General features: G+C 36.0%; 13 protein-coding genes. 1 reads left to right on the top strand and 12 read right to left on the bottom strand.

Features of this window, described 5'->3' with window-relative positions:
- Position 1 precedes the first annotated feature (1 nt).
- The 10 genes from G7084_RS05030 to G7084_RS04985 all read right to left on the bottom strand — a co-directional run bounded on the left by G7084_RS05030 (position 2) and on the right by G7084_RS04985 (position 12,118).
- Entirely contained in the window at positions 2 to 1,027 is a 1,026-nt protein-coding gene (locus G7084_RS05030; RefSeq protein WP_246163743.1) for an FtsX-like permease family protein, read from the bottom strand.
- A 146-nt stretch (positions 1,028 to 1,173) separates the two neighbouring features.
- The gene (locus G7084_RS05025) at positions 1,174 to 2,454 is read right to left on the bottom strand and encodes a chloride channel protein (RefSeq protein WP_166010627.1); all 1,281 of its coding nucleotides are present in this window, start codon (positions 2,452 to 2,454) and stop codon (positions 1,174 to 1,176) included.
- 47 nt (positions 2,455 to 2,501) lie between these two features.
- Positions 2,502 to 3,023: a YbaK/EbsC family protein gene (locus tag G7084_RS05020; protein WP_166010625.1), complete on the bottom strand. Its 522-nt coding sequence runs from the start codon at positions 3,021 to 3,023 to the stop codon at positions 2,502 to 2,504.
- Positions 3,024 to 3,260: 237 nt separating this feature from the next.
- Entirely contained in the window at positions 3,261 to 4,277 is a 1,017-nt protein-coding gene (locus G7084_RS05015) for a family 20 glycosylhydrolase (RefSeq protein WP_246163741.1), read from the bottom strand.
- Positions 4,278 to 4,423: 146 nt separating this feature from the next.
- Entirely contained in the window at positions 4,424 to 5,236 is an 813-nt protein-coding gene (locus tag G7084_RS05010; protein ID WP_166010621.1) for an EAL domain-containing protein, read from the bottom strand.
- Between the two features lie 23 nt (positions 5,237 to 5,259).
- The gene (locus G7084_RS05005; protein ID WP_166010618.1) at positions 5,260 to 6,585 is read right to left on the bottom strand and encodes a glycosyltransferase family 2 protein; all 1,326 of its coding nucleotides are present in this window, start codon (positions 6,583 to 6,585) and stop codon (positions 5,260 to 5,262) included.
- 26 nt (positions 6,586 to 6,611) lie between these two features.
- Positions 6,612 to 7,193, bottom strand: a complete 582-nt coding sequence (locus tag G7084_RS05000; RefSeq protein ID WP_246163740.1) for a hypothetical protein — start codon at positions 7,191 to 7,193, stop codon at positions 6,612 to 6,614.
- Between the two features lie 501 nt (positions 7,194 to 7,694).
- Positions 7,695 to 9,032, bottom strand: a complete 1,338-nt coding sequence (locus tag G7084_RS04995) for a M20 family metallopeptidase (protein WP_166010616.1) — start codon at positions 9,030 to 9,032, stop codon at positions 7,695 to 7,697.
- A 12-nt stretch (positions 9,033 to 9,044) separates the two neighbouring features.
- Positions 9,045 to 10,550, bottom strand: coding sequence for a YfcC family protein (locus tag G7084_RS04990; RefSeq protein ID WP_166010614.1), 1,506 nt, complete (start codon positions 10,548 to 10,550; stop codon positions 9,045 to 9,047).
- A 212-nt stretch (positions 10,551 to 10,762) separates the two neighbouring features.
- Positions 10,763 to 12,118 (bottom strand): MFS transporter, encoded by a 1,356-nt coding sequence (locus G7084_RS04985; RefSeq protein ID WP_166010612.1) that lies wholly within the window; start codon positions 12,116 to 12,118, stop codon positions 10,763 to 10,765.
- A gap of 255 nt (positions 12,119 to 12,373) precedes the next feature.
- Between G7084_RS04985 and lepA the strand changes: the two genes are divergently transcribed.
- Complete coding sequence (lepA, locus tag G7084_RS04980; protein ID WP_166010610.1) at positions 12,374 to 14,149, top strand: translation elongation factor 4; 1,776 nt, start codon at positions 12,374 to 12,376, stop codon at positions 14,147 to 14,149.
- A gap of 61 nt (positions 14,150 to 14,210) precedes the next feature.
- On the opposite strand, the gene G7084_RS04975 is transcribed toward lepA, so the two are convergent.
- Both G7084_RS04975 and G7084_RS04970 read right to left on the bottom strand, forming a co-directional pair.
- Positions 14,211 to 14,900 carry a dihydrofolate reductase family protein gene (locus G7084_RS04975; protein WP_166010608.1) on the bottom strand — a complete coding sequence of 230 codons (690 nt, stop codon included), beginning with the start codon at positions 14,898 to 14,900 and terminating at the stop codon, positions 14,211 to 14,213.
- A 123-nt stretch (positions 14,901 to 15,023) separates the two neighbouring features.
- Positions 15,024 to 15,650: a TetR/AcrR family transcriptional regulator gene (locus tag G7084_RS04970; protein ID WP_166010606.1), complete on the bottom strand. Its 627-nt coding sequence runs from the start codon at positions 15,648 to 15,650 to the stop codon at positions 15,024 to 15,026.
- Between the last annotated feature and the right edge of the window lie 2 nt (positions 15,651 to 15,652).

Genomic DNA, 15,652 nt, shown 5'->3' with positions numbered 1-15,652 from the left:
GTTAACCTCCAATAATTTTATATGGGTCAGCTTTAGTAATTTGCCGAATGGGTATTAAGGCGCCTAATAAGGACGTTATGATAATACCTAATCCGGTAATTAAGGTATTGCCAGGATCAATTGTAATCGGGACTTCAGTTGGTAAGACTACTGCAGTTCCTTCGCTCAAAATGATTGCTAAGATCACACCAATCAATGACATTATAAAGGATTGAAATAAGGTACTTATGACCAAATATTGTGTTGAAATGCCTTGCGCTTTCAATACACCAAGGTTTGGTAATTTTTGAACAGTCAAAATGTATAAGAAGATCGAAATAACAATTAGAATAATAATATACAAAAATCCAATCATAAAGTTGAAAGTTAGCTGTTGTGCATTATAGCCAGGTAGCTTATCAATAAATTGAGGAATTGGATATTGTTCAACCTCCCTGGGGATTTTGATATTCTTAGGTACTTGTCTAAAGACCACTGCATTGATTACACCACCATTTAATGGCTTAATTGTTTGAAAGGAAGTATAAACGACCGGTAAAGCACTCAAGGTTGCTCGGGGGGTAAATCCAGTAATTTTAATTTTTATATCCGAATTGGCGACTTGAATGAAATCGCCTATCTTGAAACCATCTTTTTTAAATTTATCAGATACTAAACCTTCGTTGATATTTTCACTTGGCCGTACGTTTGTGATTTGTAGATTTTTAACAATAAAAGACTCGGGATCAACAGCGATTAATTGGACATTCTCTTTTAAACCTGATGCTGATTTGACTAAGGTGCTGTATTGAGAAACTTTGGAACCGTTTTTTGATAAGATATCAACCACCGCGGGCGAAAGAAATGATTGTGGCAGCTTTCCTTCGGCGTAACGATTTAATACAATCTTATTCGCTTGCCATTCGGTTACTGCAGCTTTATTAAGATTGGCCAAACCGGTAGCTAATCCACTTAGAATAATTAGTAGATAACTAACAAGAAAAATTAAAGCTACGATCAAACCATAACGTAGTTTTTCATGTAACATTTATTTAATAGCTAGAAACATAATTAACTCCTTATAATTTTTAATACTTTAGATTACTGATTTATTTTTTAGTTATTATATCTGAAATGTCTTTGCGAACTAAATTGTACTATTAAATATGTAACAAGGATAATAAATATCCAAGGTTACAATCGACCTTTAAAATATAATTGAGAAATAATAACTGCGATTGTTACACCTAGACCTAACGGTAAAAATGCAGAATAATCCAGATGACTAACTTCAAAAATCATAAATAATGCCATTAACGGCGCCTGTTGTGAAGCAGATAATAAAATTGCAGCCCCTATTAATGCTGCTTGACTCAATGAAATTGGAAAGCCCAGTAAATGAAAGCCAAGCCCGATCAAAACACCTAATGCTGATCCGATCGCGATCGAAGGAGTTAAAGTTCCTCCTGATGCTCCAGCACGAATGGTTAAAACTGTCACAAGGGCTTTCGCTAAGGCACCAAATATCAGAATTCCAATAAAAAATTGATGACTATAATTCATAGATAGTTGTGCTAATGCACGGCCATTCCCCATAATTTGTGGGAAAACCGTTGCCACTAAACCGGTTAATATGGCTGCTAATGGTAACTGCCATAATATTTGTTTGTTTTTTGCTTGAAATTGATCAGCCCACTGAAATGCTTTGCGAAATAATGCGCCTGCGATTCCAATAAGAGGACCAGCAATTAAAACAAACGGGAGTATTCTGAAATTGAAATGAGTATCGTGAATTAAATAGTAAGGCTTAAAACCTTTTACCAGAGTACCTATGAGCATCGAAATAACACTCATACCAAGACTCACCGCCACTGTTTTAGGGGTTATTTTTTTTAATAATATTTCAACACAGAATAACATCCCCGTAATAGGTGCAATGTAGATTCCTGCAAATCCCGCCCCGGCAGCGGCTGCAATTAATAACTGTTGGTCTTCCAGTGTGATTTTAGACAAGCCTAACTTATTAATCAAATTAGACCAGCGTTGTGCCAACATGGCCCCGGCCTCACGGGGAGCTAACTCACGTCCCACCGATCCACCAGTTCCCACAAACATAATCTGAATTAAGACATCAATGATTGTTTGAACCCACGGCATCTGTTGACCCTTTAAAGCTTGATTAATACTGATGATTGGCTTAAATTTGGTTCGTAAAATATACCAAATGGCAGTCGCGACAACCCCACCGATGATCACTGACATAAGGCGATGGTTTCCAGTAATCATGATAGCACTAGGCATGTCAGCTGATTCTTTGAAACTCAAGAAAAACTGTTCAACTTTATCTAAAAATAAACTTAATATTAATGAACTGATTCCCACCATGATACCTAAAACAACCGTAGAAATAATTAATATCTCTGTTTGTTGATGAAGCACCTTTAGATTTTTTTGCTCTTTTAATCCGCGTTCCATTCATTCTTCCCCATTATTTTTCAGCCTGCTATTGTGAGATTTATAAACTAAATCTTTAAAATTTGATATGTATATCCGTAGCTCTCAATGAACTTCATAACATCCTGAGCCTCTAGGAAAATCGTATGTGTATTTTCATTGGGATGAAAAGTCAATCGCGTTTCATTATCTAACATTTCTTTATCGAAGTAGATGTCAACGGCTTGTTCTTGACTATACATCACACCAAACGGGGAGATAATACCTGGTTCTAAATTGAAAAGTTGCTCAATCTCTGGCGCCTTAGCCAGAGTTAAACGCTTTTGGTCAGATACTTCTTGAAAATGTTTAAAATCTAGCCGTTTTGCATCATCCATGATAATTAACGAAAAATGCTTCTTTTTGTCTCGGACAAGCATTGATTTAGTACGAACCCCTCTTAACCCGGCAATATATTGATCTGCCTCCTGAGTGGTCTTCGCTGGGGCGTGATTGAGCAACTGATATTTGATGTTCAGGGCATTGAGACGAGTAATTAAGTCTTCATATTTTTGGTGATTTTTAGTGATAAAACTTTCATTATTTTTCATGATTACTCCCGCCTCCTGTTTAATTTAAGTATATTAATTATACCAAAAATGAGCGCTTAAAATTAACCATTGTCCATTGATCTTGGACTGTTACGTCTTCTATATATTCAAACAGTTGAAACTTTAATGTGATAAAAAAAATTACCAAACGGTAATTTTTTAGCATTAGAATTGACGTACATTATTACATAGTTTTCTGATATTCGGTTAATTGAACTGAAAACGGGGGTGAATTTTCTAGGATCCAAGGTGGTTTTTGTTAATTTCAATCCTTTTAATAAAATTGACAATGGCTTGTGGCGTAATGAGATTTGATTTTTCTCCCCACAATGAAAAGAGCGCTCCTTTGGTGGTAATTTGCGGTTCCAATGTCCAATTTTGATTATTCGATTTTGGATCAATTTCATTGAAAATATTGGTCTGCCATTTATCATTAAGAGTATTGATGACAAAATCATCATCATTTCGATTACCAATATTACGAATTTGATAATACAAAACGTAGCTATTGGAATTAATGATTTTGCGATCTTCCCGCAGGATGTCTTTAACAGAAATATAATATTTACGACGCTCTGTGATTAAATTTTGATCATTAATATCGGTATGATTTCCCGATTGAGACCAGTAGTTAATGATTACATTATAATCTAATTTTGGTAGCTCAGTTTTTAAGATTTGATCATTCCAAACTATATTGGTAAAACCGAATTGATTTTGATGACGATTGACTTGATTGATGAATTCGACTAATTGTTTATGCAGTGATCGATTACCAGGGACCTCATCAGCCCCAATTACGAAGTTTAAATTAGGTTGCTGAGCAAAAATCGGGTTGAGTTCATCATAGATTATCTTAACAAATGTCAAAGCTTCAGGTTTAGTGTAGTCAATGGTTTCATGATCAAGTTTAATCTTTTGATAGACCTTAGGATGTGATATTTGAAGTTGTTTTAAAATTGCACCCATGTGAGCTGGGACATCTAAATCAGGCACTAACTGAATATCTATTTTATTAGCATATTGCACTAGTTGTTTTAACTCGGTTGAAGATAAGGCGGTTTGATCCGTAGTGTTTTTTAGATATTTTGATTGAAAACCAATATTTTCATTATCACTCAAGTGCAACTGAACATAATCAAAATGTTGTTTTTTAGCTGTTTTAAGAAGGATTTTAAGTTCCGATTTTGATAGCGGATGACGCGCAATATCAATGGTTAAACCTTGTTTATTTTCTAAATGGCCATAATTCATTAGCTGATTAATTTTAAAACACACTATTCCAGCACACAATAAGGTAATCACGATTAGTCCGACGATTCTTTTTGACATATTACTTCCTCTCAATATTTTGTATAAAAAAGACATCAGAATATTCTGATGCTCTTATAAATTTCAAACTAATGTAAATCAACATGACCATAATTTGGTTTATCAATTAAATAACCTTGACGGTATTTTAATTTTAAATTGTCAGCTAGTTCAATATCATCTGAATTTTCTAATTCTGTCACATCAATTTCAAATCCATAGCGCGTCGCAATGCGTTTCCACTCCCCCATATTGATATCAACCCACTGATTATCATCGGTTTTGCGGTATTGTGAAAAAGGAATTTTAATTCCGGAAATATCTTTGAACATCCAATTAACCTTTTTCAGGAAAATATTTGTAGATTCAATTTTTTCTAAAATAACATCTACACCTAATGCGCTACTTTTCCTTAAATTACTAATAATTCGCCTTTTAACGAATAAATTGGGGCGATAATCATCAGGAAAACTAATTTCAATTCTTAATTTCACGGGATAGATGGTTCCTCGAGCCCATCGAATGAACCATTCGTAACGCGGGTCATACATTTGATTAACTGTAATGTTGATTGAAAGAAAACCTTGCTCACCGTTCAAGCGGGGCAATACGTCTTTTAATAATGGGATCATTTCACGCAATGAAAAATTTTGAAAGTTCATAGGAAATTTCCAACGTTGATCGTCTGGGTCATAAAAACGCAAAAGCGCCTCATACCCTGCTTGATCACCATTCTCATCAATAATGGTTTGAATAAAATAACTATACTGATAGCTCGCATCGACATCCACAGTTGAATAGATGCCATTTTGATGTTTCGCCCAGAAAAAGTTCATGATAATTGATATCCCAAAAATAAAGGCGATGAAAGCAATTATCATGAGGGCAACGTATAAAATCATGAAGCACACTCCTACAATAAAAATTATTTTTTTAGTGATTTTCTGGTGGGACTGACCCAAGTTCCCTCACCCATACCCAACAATGATTTAATTGCGGGAATAAAAGTAGTGACAATGGTTAAAGGGTTAACCATCCAAAAAAACATCATATACAAAGGAGCAAATAAGAAATATTTAAACTTAGCAGCACTTTGATCTAAAAGCAAGGCAGCTAATAATTGTAAGAACCCTGAAAACAACTCGAACGTAACAAAAATAAAGCTCATGGCTAAACCGTGCCAAATACGTTCAAAATTACTTGTAAATAGAAAATATAACATTAGCAAAATAAAGATAACGCTGGTAATGAATAAGAAAAACGACCAGACAATTGAAAACGTGGTATCAATAAACATTGAAATGACATATCGGTATTTAATTGGATGAAGTAAAAATAAGTGTGCATTAGTGAGCCAAACTTCAGTTCCACCCTGGGCCCAGCGTTTACGCTGCTTATATAACTCACCCAAAGTTTCAGGCACGTTCATATGAAAAATTATATCTGGTGCAAACCGTGGTGTAACTCCAAATAATAAATGATCCCAAGCAATACTAATATCTTCAGTAGCTCGATCCTGTCGAAATCCACCAACATCAATCAAGAATTGTTTACTATACATCGTGTTCGCACCACTATATGAATACATCGAATCATTAATGGCCGTTTGACTACGCTTAATCACGCCAACGATGCTGGAAAACTCAACGGTTTGTGACTTACCCAAAATTTTTGTTCGATTTTGAACGTCCATGTTGGCAGTTACGGCAGCAGTATTAACATCCTCGGCATTAATAAAGTAATTCATATACTTCATTAATGCATTGGGCTCTGGCAATGTATCAGCATCATTACTTAGAATATATTCGCCTTTTGCAAAATACATACCAATATTAAAAGCATGTGCTTTCCCTTTATTTTTAATGACACGAATAATTCTTAAATTGTGATATTCCATTTGTAAACGGCGAAGGATTTTATTTGTATCATCTGTGCTACCATCATCCATAACCAGAATTTCATAATTATAATAATTCAATTGCGTGCTTAGATAATGAATGGTTTCTTCAATCATGACTTCCTCGTTATGAGCTGGAATCATGATCGTTATCATCGGCTGCTTTGGCACGGGGATAAATTTAAAATTAACTTCTTTACGGTTCGTCTTCAGCCAGCGATAACTGAGAGAACCAAAAAACCAAAACATGGCACCAATGACCGGGTATAGGCAAAGAATTAGTAAAATTATTCTTTCAACGATATCCCAGATACTGCCGCTACTTAGCATTTCATTAAATATAGTATTGACCATTCAATTTTTCCTATCATTTTATAACATTATCCACGATCAACTTTTAAGTAATCTGGCAGTTCATTATCGGCTAAATTTTGTTCTGGTTGTACCTCAAAATAACGCACATTATGGCGTAATGCTCGACTTCCAAAGCGTTTATTCATAAAATTATCCGACAACTTCTTTTTGCTGATATCATCAATTGAATCAAAGGTTGGCCATTTTTCTATGGTTCCCTCACGTCGGAAATTTTGGATGATTGTCATAGAGGTCGCATAAATGAGGGTAATACTGGCGGCAAACAATAATAAATAGATTAAGAACCAAATTTCGTTGGTTCCTTCACTGTAAGTCCAAAAAGCATGACCACGCTTTCCTTTCGTTATATGAGCTAGAAAAGTTTCGATCGTTATGAAACTAGGGACAATCACACAAAGCCAGCTAAAAATCGCTACACTAGTCTGCCAGATCTTTAATAACCAGTGTCCTTTTGCAAAGTAGTCGTCAGTATAACCGTATTGTTGGTCCATTTTGGCCGAATAGATCAAAGGCTTTGCAGTTTCCGACATATCATCAATATTTGACAAAACTGGTTCCAATATTTCAATTTTAATTTCATTTTTCATCACGTCGTTATTTACTCCATCAGATAAATTTAAATAATATTCAATTAATAGATTTAAAAGTTTTTAATTGAATACTATCCCTGGATAAAATTATATTTGTATAAATACAATAATTCAAAATAACGTATATATACGTGTGTTTATTCATTTATTTAGTTTTCTATCATATTTATTAAGTGGTATAAATTGTTACCAATTTAGTGTTGTTTACATATTAACATTTAATGAGTATATTTTCTATATTTATATTATTCTTTTAATCGAGTTAAATATATGCAACTAACTTGTTATAGAATTATCATATTAACAATACCTTGGCTATGTATGCCAATTTTGAGATTGATATAAGTCTATAGGAATTCCGGAATATTTATGCACTAATTTCATGATGAAACTATTTATTTAATAATGTTTGATGGGGTGTGATTAAATTCACTTCAAATTAAAAAGAGAATTATCTCATTGATAATTCTCTTCTGATATTTTATTAAAATAAACGGCTTAATCGACTAATAACGCTTTGAATGCTTCAGCATAAATTTCCATGGCCATTCGCATATCTTTCACTGGCCAGTGTTCATTCGCTTGATGCATAAAGTCTGGTGTTGTGGTGAGCATGGCACCAAAAGCCACACTATTTTTCATTGTTCGAGCGAATGTGGCTCCACCAGAGATTCCAGGTTCAGCGGCTGTATCACCCGTGACCTTAATATAGGCTTTCATCAAGGTTTGAACAAGGGTTCCGTCTTTTGGAACGTACAATGGTTCTAGGTAATCAAAATTTTCATATTTAAAGTTAAACGGGGTAACTTTTTCTTCCACTAATTGAATTAGAGCATCATGTTCCACTGTCACTGGGATCCGCATGTCAATTTGCATCCGTGACTCTTGAGCATTGATTTGTAGACTAGAAATATTGAATGTTAATTGACCGGAAGCGTCATCTTTGATTACACCCATCAGATTAGCTCCAGTGGCATCTTCACCGAAACTCTTAATAAACTCTAAGGCAGCTACGCCTGGGAAAACATCAGCTAAAGCGATTCCTAAACGTAAGAGCGCATTCGTGCCCTCAGGTGCGTTCATTGCGTGGACTGAATTTCCCTGAACAATTAATCCGTCGGCTGATTTTTGATATTTAAAATTATGCACTTGCAGAGCAGTTTCAACTTGATCCTGTTTAGAACCATTGTATGTTGCACTACCAGGTACCGCATTAAAAGCATTTACCAAATCGAGCTCTATTTCAGACGAACCAGGACCGACTAGATATGATTGTTGAAGGCCTTTTTCAGCATAAACTAATGGAAATTCAGCATCTGGAGCGATTCCCATATCAATGCCAGCCTCTTTTTCATTATACTTCGCCATGCCGCGCCAAAGAATTTCCTCATCAGTTCCAAAGATAAACCGGACTTTTTTATTAAAAGTCATTCCTTGGTCCAACAATGCCTTGAGGGTGAACATAGTTGCGATGGTTGGTCCCTTGTCGTCTTGAGTTCCACGACCAAAGAGAGCCCCATCTTTTTGAACTAATTCGAACGGATTTGTATTCCATGCAGCCAAATCACCCGCTGGAACAACATCGACATGACAAACAAGACCAAATATTTCATCACCCGAACCAATCTCAGCATAGCCATAATATCCTTCTGGATCAACATAAGTTTGGTAGCCTAACTCCTTTGCAATTTTTAGAATTTCATCTAAAGCTAAACGAATTCCAGTTCCAAAGGGTGCATTAGGCGCAGCATCAGTGTTGTATGAAGGTTGGGCGATCATTCGTCCTAAAGCATTAATTGCGTTATTTTGAATTTCATCAGTAATATAATTTGTCATGAATTTTTCTCCTTAAATTAAGGTACAAATTACTAGGAATCCAATTGTTACAATCAATAGAATTCCCATTAATTTAGCTGTAAACTTCAACCATGTGACAATGTTGACGTGCGCAATGGCAAGGGCTCCCATCACGATTCCAGAAGTAGGTGTAATAATGTTGACCCATCCAACCGCTGCTTGATAGGCGGTAATAACTAGATCAGGGGTCACACCTGAGAACTTTCCCAAAGGTCCCATTATTCCCATCGTGGCGGCGGCTAGTCCTGATGTTGATGGAATCAAGAATGACATTGGAATATAGAAAATAAATGTTAGAACAATGAATATTCCAGCTGGCAAGTGTTGTAACCCTTGTTCTCCAGCATGCAAGACTGTTGCAGTAATTTGGCCATCGTTCATCACAACTTGAATACCACGAGCAACGGCAATCACGATAGCGACACTTAGGAACTCATTCATTCCACCCAAGAATGAGTCGATGAAATCACTCTCTTTCATCTTGTAGACAAACATAACTACAACTGACATAAAGAGAAAGAGCATGGTCATCTCACTAAAGTACCACGTTCCAAATGGAGCCATATCGTGACCAATCAGGTTACCTAGGAATGGGATACCTGTGATCCATTTTGTGGCTGTATCAAAGAATGTCCAACTGGCATTAATACTGCTCCAAGGAATCAAACCGGCGACCATCACCACAAAGGTGATCCCAAAAATCCATAGAACCGCCTTTTGCCGCCCAGTCATTTCAGTATCTAATGTACCATCCCCAGATAAGGCAAATTCCTTCAAATCTTCCTCTCGTTGTTTGAAAACCAAAGACTTAGATGGATCTTGTTTAACCTTATTAGCATAACGCATGACATAAATAATGCTAATTACAATTGTAATGACTAACAAAATCAATCTTTGAATTAAGCCATCACCAGGTGAGATATTGAGGCTTTGTGATGCGACGCCTGTTGCAAATGGATTAACCGTTGAGGCTAAAACTCCCACTTGTGAGCCAACTAAGGCAATTGCAATCGCGACCAAAGAATCAAAACCAACACTAATCATCACCGCAATTAAAATAGGATAGAACGCAATTGTCTCCTCACCCATTCCATAAGTGGATCCACCAATGGCAAATAAAGTCATTAAAATGGGAATTAAGATTTTTTCTTTTCCCGCGTATTTTTTTAAGGTTGAAGAAATTCCATCATCAAGAGCCTTGGTTTTATTTACAACGCCTAAGAATCCACCAATGACTAAGATAAATAATGAAATGGCGACCGTTCCATCCCCATCCTCGGTCCCGACCATTCCTTTGATAGGGGCCATAAATACATCCCAAATTCCTTGAGGGTTAGCTGCTCGACTATGATATGTTCCTGCAATAATTTCTCCGGCTTTATTTGTTGCATACTGTCCTGCTGGAATAATCCAAGTTAGGATCGCAACGGCAATAATTAGAAAGAACAAAATCGTAAATGACGAAGGCATCTGAAATTTTTTCTTCTTTTCTTTCATATTCTCATCTCCTTTTTGTTAGTTAAGTATTTAACTTAATTACAGGATACCCTACTTGTAAGCGATTTAAAAGTGATAAATTAAAAAACATTAATATAAATTAAAAGTGCCTAGAATTTTGACTATATATTCACATAAATCAAAAATTATTCACTTTTATATATAAAAAAAGCATTTCAGAAGTTTCTGATGAAATGCTTTTAATGAATCATTTAGTTTGTGCGCCACTGTTTTTTTAAAGTGTTGATTGAAAGAATAAACAAGATGAGTGCCATAACAAATAGTCCAAATAAGACCATGACGCCCGCGCGACTTCCAAACATTGCACCATGAAGAGCATTTTGTTGTTGACCATTTGCAAAGAGTCTGGCTGCAAATGCAGTTGCTGCTGCACCCGTAAATTGTTGTAAAGTATTCAGAACACTATTCCCATCAGCTGATAAATTCTGATCTAATTGGCTGAGGGTGGCTGTCATCAAATTATTAACAGCTAATCCTGAACCAAACTGAGTCATAATATGGAATCCTAAAAGTAACCAAATCATTTCATTTTGAAAGGTTATGGCCATCAAAAACATGGCGATGGTCGAAATGACTAATCCAAAGGAGATTGGTTTGACTGGACCAATCTGGTCTAGAATTCGGCCGGAGATTGGTCCTAAAACTGCCCCAATTAATGCACCAGGGAACATAAATAATCCTGCGACTGTAGAAGATTGATGCAGACCAATTTGGATGAAACTTGGCAAAATAAATGAAAGAGCCAAAAACATCGCTTGATAAACGAGAACACCAACTAAGAGTCGGTTAAAAATGTGATTTTTAAAGACATGTAAGTTTAATAAGGTAGTTTTGCGGTTGAAGTAATAGAACGCCCCTAACGTGATTAAACTTAGGATTAGCCACATGCCAGATAGTTGTTCGATGGCTAGTAATAAGCTAGCTAAACCTACTGATAACATAATAAATGCAAGTAAATTAAAGGATTCAGTCCGTTTGACGATTTCACTCGGAATTGAACGGAGTCCTAAAACAAATGAAATGATAATTAGTGGTAATAGGAACCAAAAGATTGCCCGCCAACCTAAAGCAGCCATAACCACTCCGCCATAAGTTGGACCAATTGCTGGAGCCAACGCGGTGGTCATAGTTCCAATTCCCATCATAGTTCCACGTTTTTCAAGTGGTGATTTAGTTAGAATGATATGAAACATCAAAGGTAGTGCAATCCCTGTTCCAATTCCTTGGAAGACACGTCCCAACAATAAAATGGTTAAGGTTGGCGCAAAACTATCAGTTAAAACCCCAGTGAAAAATAGTAAGTTAGAAATGACGAATAATCGATATGCAGAATAATTTCGAATAAAAAAAGCAGATAATGGTACAACGACAGCAATGGCCAGAAGATAGCCTGTAGTTACCCATTGCACTCCATTGGCATTGACTTGAAATTCATGCATGAGGGCTGGAAATGTTACGTTCATTGAAGTCTCAATTAAAACTCCACTAAAGCACATGATTCCAGCGGCGACAATTGCGGCAAATACATGCCATTCTCTGGTTTTCATTTGTAATCCCCTTTTCTTGTTACAGGCCAAAACATAAAAAAGACGGCATAATCAATTAAGACTATGCTCGCCTCTGTTATCGGCATATTTAATAAAATTAAATACACTATCTGTACGAAATAATATCTTAATTTTAGCATATCTTAATCACATTGCCTACCTTAGACCCGCAAAATTCACAAAATGTAATGCAGTAGCAAACTAGGAATGTTATTCTAGAAAGAATGATTATAAAAAGGATAGGTTTTATTTAGAATGGCAAATCGGCAACAATATATTCGAAATTTTGCAATTATTGCACATATTGATCACGGGAAATCAACCCTAGCTGATCGAATTATGGAAATGACAAGCACTGTTAGTGATCGGGAATCATCAGCGCAACAATTAGATGATTTAGCCGTTGAAAAGGCGCATGGAGTTACAGTTAAATCAAAAGCGGTTCGGAACTACTATACTGATGCTAATGGTGATGAATATCAATTTAATTTAATTGATACACCAGGCCATGTTGATTTTAACTATGAAGTTTCGCGTTCACTTTCAGCAACAGATGGGGTTCTTTTGGTTGTGGATGCTACTAAAGGGGTTCAGGCTCAAACGGTTGCTAATTTCCGGTTGGCTAAAGAAGCCAATCTGACAATTATTCCAATCGTAAATAAAATTGATAATAATATGGCCGACGTAGATGGTACGATTAATCAAATCCTAGACCTCGATGCAGACTTTGCCGATCAAGAGATTTTAAAAATTTCTGCTAAAAGTGGCCTCGGTGTTGATAAAGTCCTTGAGGCAATCCGTGATCGAATCCCGGCCCCCCGCGGTGATGATCATGCCCCTTTGAAGGCCTTAGTCTTTGATTCAAAATTTGATCCCTACAAAGGCGTTGTCGCCCAAGTTAGAATTTTTGATGGTCAATTAACAAGTCAAACGAGTCAACTGTTTTTCGCAAACCAACTAAGTGCTACTAATAAAGAAATCGGTATTTTTGCCCCAGAAATGTTAACACTAAGCACCCTTTCAGCTGGTGATGTAGGCTATGTCGTAACGGGGGTTAAAGATTCGAACGCCATTAAAATTGGTGATACGATAACAAACGCCAATCATCCTACCCAAGAAGCTTTACCAGGTTATCAAGCGGTTGAGCCAATGGTTTATGCTGGCCTTTATCCTAAAAATAGTGATTACAAAGATTTGAAAATAGCGATTGAAAAACTGGCCTTAAACGATGCAGCTTTCCAATATGAACCAGAACAATCTGAGGCCTTGGGGATGGGATTTCGTGGGGGCTTCTTAGGAATTTTTCATCTTCAAATCATTCGGGAACGTTTACTAGCTGAGTTTGGCTTAGAAGTTCTAACGACTATGCCAAATTCAACGTTTAAATTAACCTTGAAAAATCAGGATGAACCGCTCTACGTGGAAAACCCCATTCAATTTCCAGACTGGTCAAAAATAGCTCAAATTGAAGAACCTTATGTTCACGCCAAAATGACTTTACCAAATGAAATGTTGAATGACATTATGCGGTTAGCAGAAGGCCGTCGTGGAACGCTAGAGGATCTAGATACACTAGGATCAATGGTAGTTGCTACTTATTTAATGCCCATTTCAGAAATTGCTTACGATTTCTTTAATGAATTAAAGTCAGTTTCGCATGGCTTCGCCACCCTATCTACTGAAGTGGCAGAATACGACTACTCGGATTTGGTCAAACTAGAAATTGCCATTGATTATGCTAATATTGATGCATTGACTTTGATTACTCATCGTTTGAAGGCAGAAAGAATCGCACAGAACATGGTGATCAAATTACGAGACTTAGTACCACGTAAATTACAAGTAATGCCAGTTCAAGCCATTGTTGAAGGGCGAGTGATTGCGCGCGAAAATATTCCACCATTACGTAAGGTTGCAGCAAAAGGCTCGACAGTTTCTAAAAAACAGCAACAATTACGGCGAAGTGGACAAGCGAAATCTAATATTGAACTCCCACAAGCGGTCTTTGATGCACTGCTAGACTTAGGTTAATTAAAATTAAAAAACCGTCAGATAGCATGGTTGCTACCCGGCGGTTTTTTGCACTATAATCCTAATTAGTCTCTTTTTTGAAAATCAAATGAACTCCACCATCATCTAACGGTTTAGCGCTGTTAAAATAGAATGTATCATTAACTTGATTTCCTAAAGTATCGAAAGCTACTTTTTGTATTACATTTCCATCAACATGAGGTGCAACGACTAAGGAAATTTCATCTACGACGTGTTCTTTTAAAAAGTAGCCATTAATTACAGCACCACCACAAACAGCCAAAGTATTAATTTTAAAGTATTGCTTTAGTTTAGCCAATACTTCTTCTAAATTAAATTCTGTTTCACCACCAATAATATAGGGTATATTCATTGAACGCAGAAATGCTAAATATTTTTTACTAGCTTGCTTGGTTACAATTTCAATGGCATGCATTTTATGGTCATTATATTCGAAATAATTCTGTTCCCAGCCACATTGCCCCTTACGATCAAACGAGATAGACCAGGTTTTTGATTGAATATTTGGAATCCAGTCCTCATAATTAATTCCAGCAGAATCATACTTACTTAAATCAGGCTTACCTGAAGCTGCATACATTTGAATTGTTGCTCTTCCGTTTGCATCAGCATTACTTAGACGAAATAATTCATCTGAATAATAGGATCCTGAAATGGCACTACCATAATAACCATCGATTTTACCATCAATCGAAACGTACATGTGAATAATAACTTTACTGCGGTTCATATTTTACTCCTCCCTTTGCTCATAAATTTAGTATATGCCTTAGAGTTCACTTTAAGGCAAACTGAAATTTTACATAATTAAAAAGGCTAAGACAATCTGCCTTAGCCTCCATTAATGTTCATATTAAAACGTTGCTACAATGCTTTTAGTAATTTTATCAGCAATCAGCTGAATGTCATAATCATTATTTGTATCTTCAAATTTAGTAATACGCAGTAACTCAAAGAACATTTGACCAACTAAAAGCCGAAATAAATCAATGACGGAAAATTTTGAATTTGTAATTAAAGTCTCAAAAGTTGAACTTAATTGTATTATTAGGGGAGTTGCTTTTTGTTTTAATCGATCTAGTAATTCGTTATTAACTAAAACTTCACTCATTAAAATTTGTAGAATAAGACGATTATCATAAATGAAAGTTAGACGGTCAATCACGATTAAATGAATTGTTTGTTCCAAACCTTGATCCTTAGGAACTCGATTTTGAACAAATTCTTGCCCATAGTTTGGCAATAAATTATCAATTAATGGATTGATAATAGTCTCTAGTAAGCCTCGTTTAGTTTTAAAATACTTAAAAATAGTCGCTTCACTCATGCCCGATAATTCCGAGATTTGAGCAGTTGATGTTCCATTGAAACCCTGTTCAGAGAAAAGACTGACAGCTGCACCAATTACTTTACGTTTTCCCGCTGGCATTTCCATGCTAGCGATTAAGTCATTGAAATCATCAATTATTTTATCTGTCATAT

The organism is Weissella coleopterorum (genome assembly GCF_011304355.1).
In the GTDB taxonomy this organism is placed as follows: Bacteria; Bacillota; Bacilli; order Lactobacillales; family Lactobacillaceae; genus Weissella; species Weissella coleopterorum.
Note: the sequence above shows the minus strand (reverse complement) of the source record. Positions and strands in the feature narration are given on the sequence as shown.

Bases quoted from the DNA above. Each gene is read 5' to 3' on its own strand.
- G7084_RS05030 (WP_246163743.1), bottom strand. From the start codon at position 1,027: ATGTTACATGAAAAACTACGTTATGGTTTGATCGTAGCTTTAATTTTT.
- G7084_RS05025 (WP_166010627.1), bottom strand. From the start codon at position 2,454: ATGGAACGCGGATTAAAAGAGCAAAAAAATCTAAAGGTGCTTCATCAA.
- G7084_RS05020 (WP_166010625.1), bottom strand. From the start codon at position 3,023: ATGAAAAATAATGAAAGTTTTATCACTAAAAATCACCAAAAATATGAA.
- G7084_RS05015 (WP_246163741.1), bottom strand. From the start codon at position 4,277: ATGAATTATGGCCATTTAGAAAATAAACAAGGTTTAACCATTGATATT.
- G7084_RS05010 (WP_166010621.1), bottom strand. From the start codon at position 5,236: ATGATTTTATACGTTGCCCTCATGATAATTGCTTTCATCGCCTTTATT.
- G7084_RS05005 (WP_166010618.1), bottom strand. From the start codon at position 6,585: ATGGTCAATACTATATTTAATGAAATGCTAAGTAGCGGCAGTATCTGG.
- G7084_RS05000 (WP_246163740.1), bottom strand. From the start codon at position 7,193: ATGAAAAATGAAATTAAAATTGAAATATTGGAACCAGTTTTGTCAAAT.
- G7084_RS04995 (WP_166010616.1), bottom strand. From the start codon at position 9,032: ATGACAAATTATATTACTGATGAAATTCAAAATAACGCAATTAATGCT.
- G7084_RS04990 (WP_166010614.1), bottom strand. From the start codon at position 10,550: ATGAAAGAAAAGAAGAAAAAATTTCAGATGCCTTCGTCATTTACGATT.
- G7084_RS04985 (WP_166010612.1), bottom strand. From the start codon at position 12,118: ATGAAAACCAGAGAATGGCATGTATTTGCCGCAATTGTCGCCGCTGGA.
- lepA (WP_166010610.1), top strand. From the start codon at position 12,374: ATGGCAAATCGGCAACAATATATTCGAAATTTTGCAATTATTGCACAT.
- G7084_RS04975 (WP_166010608.1), bottom strand. From the start codon at position 14,900: ATGAACCGCAGTAAAGTTATTATTCACATGTACGTTTCGATTGATGGT.
- G7084_RS04970 (WP_166010606.1), bottom strand. From the start codon at position 15,650: ATGACAGATAAAATAATTGATGATTTCAATGACTTAATCGCTAGCATG.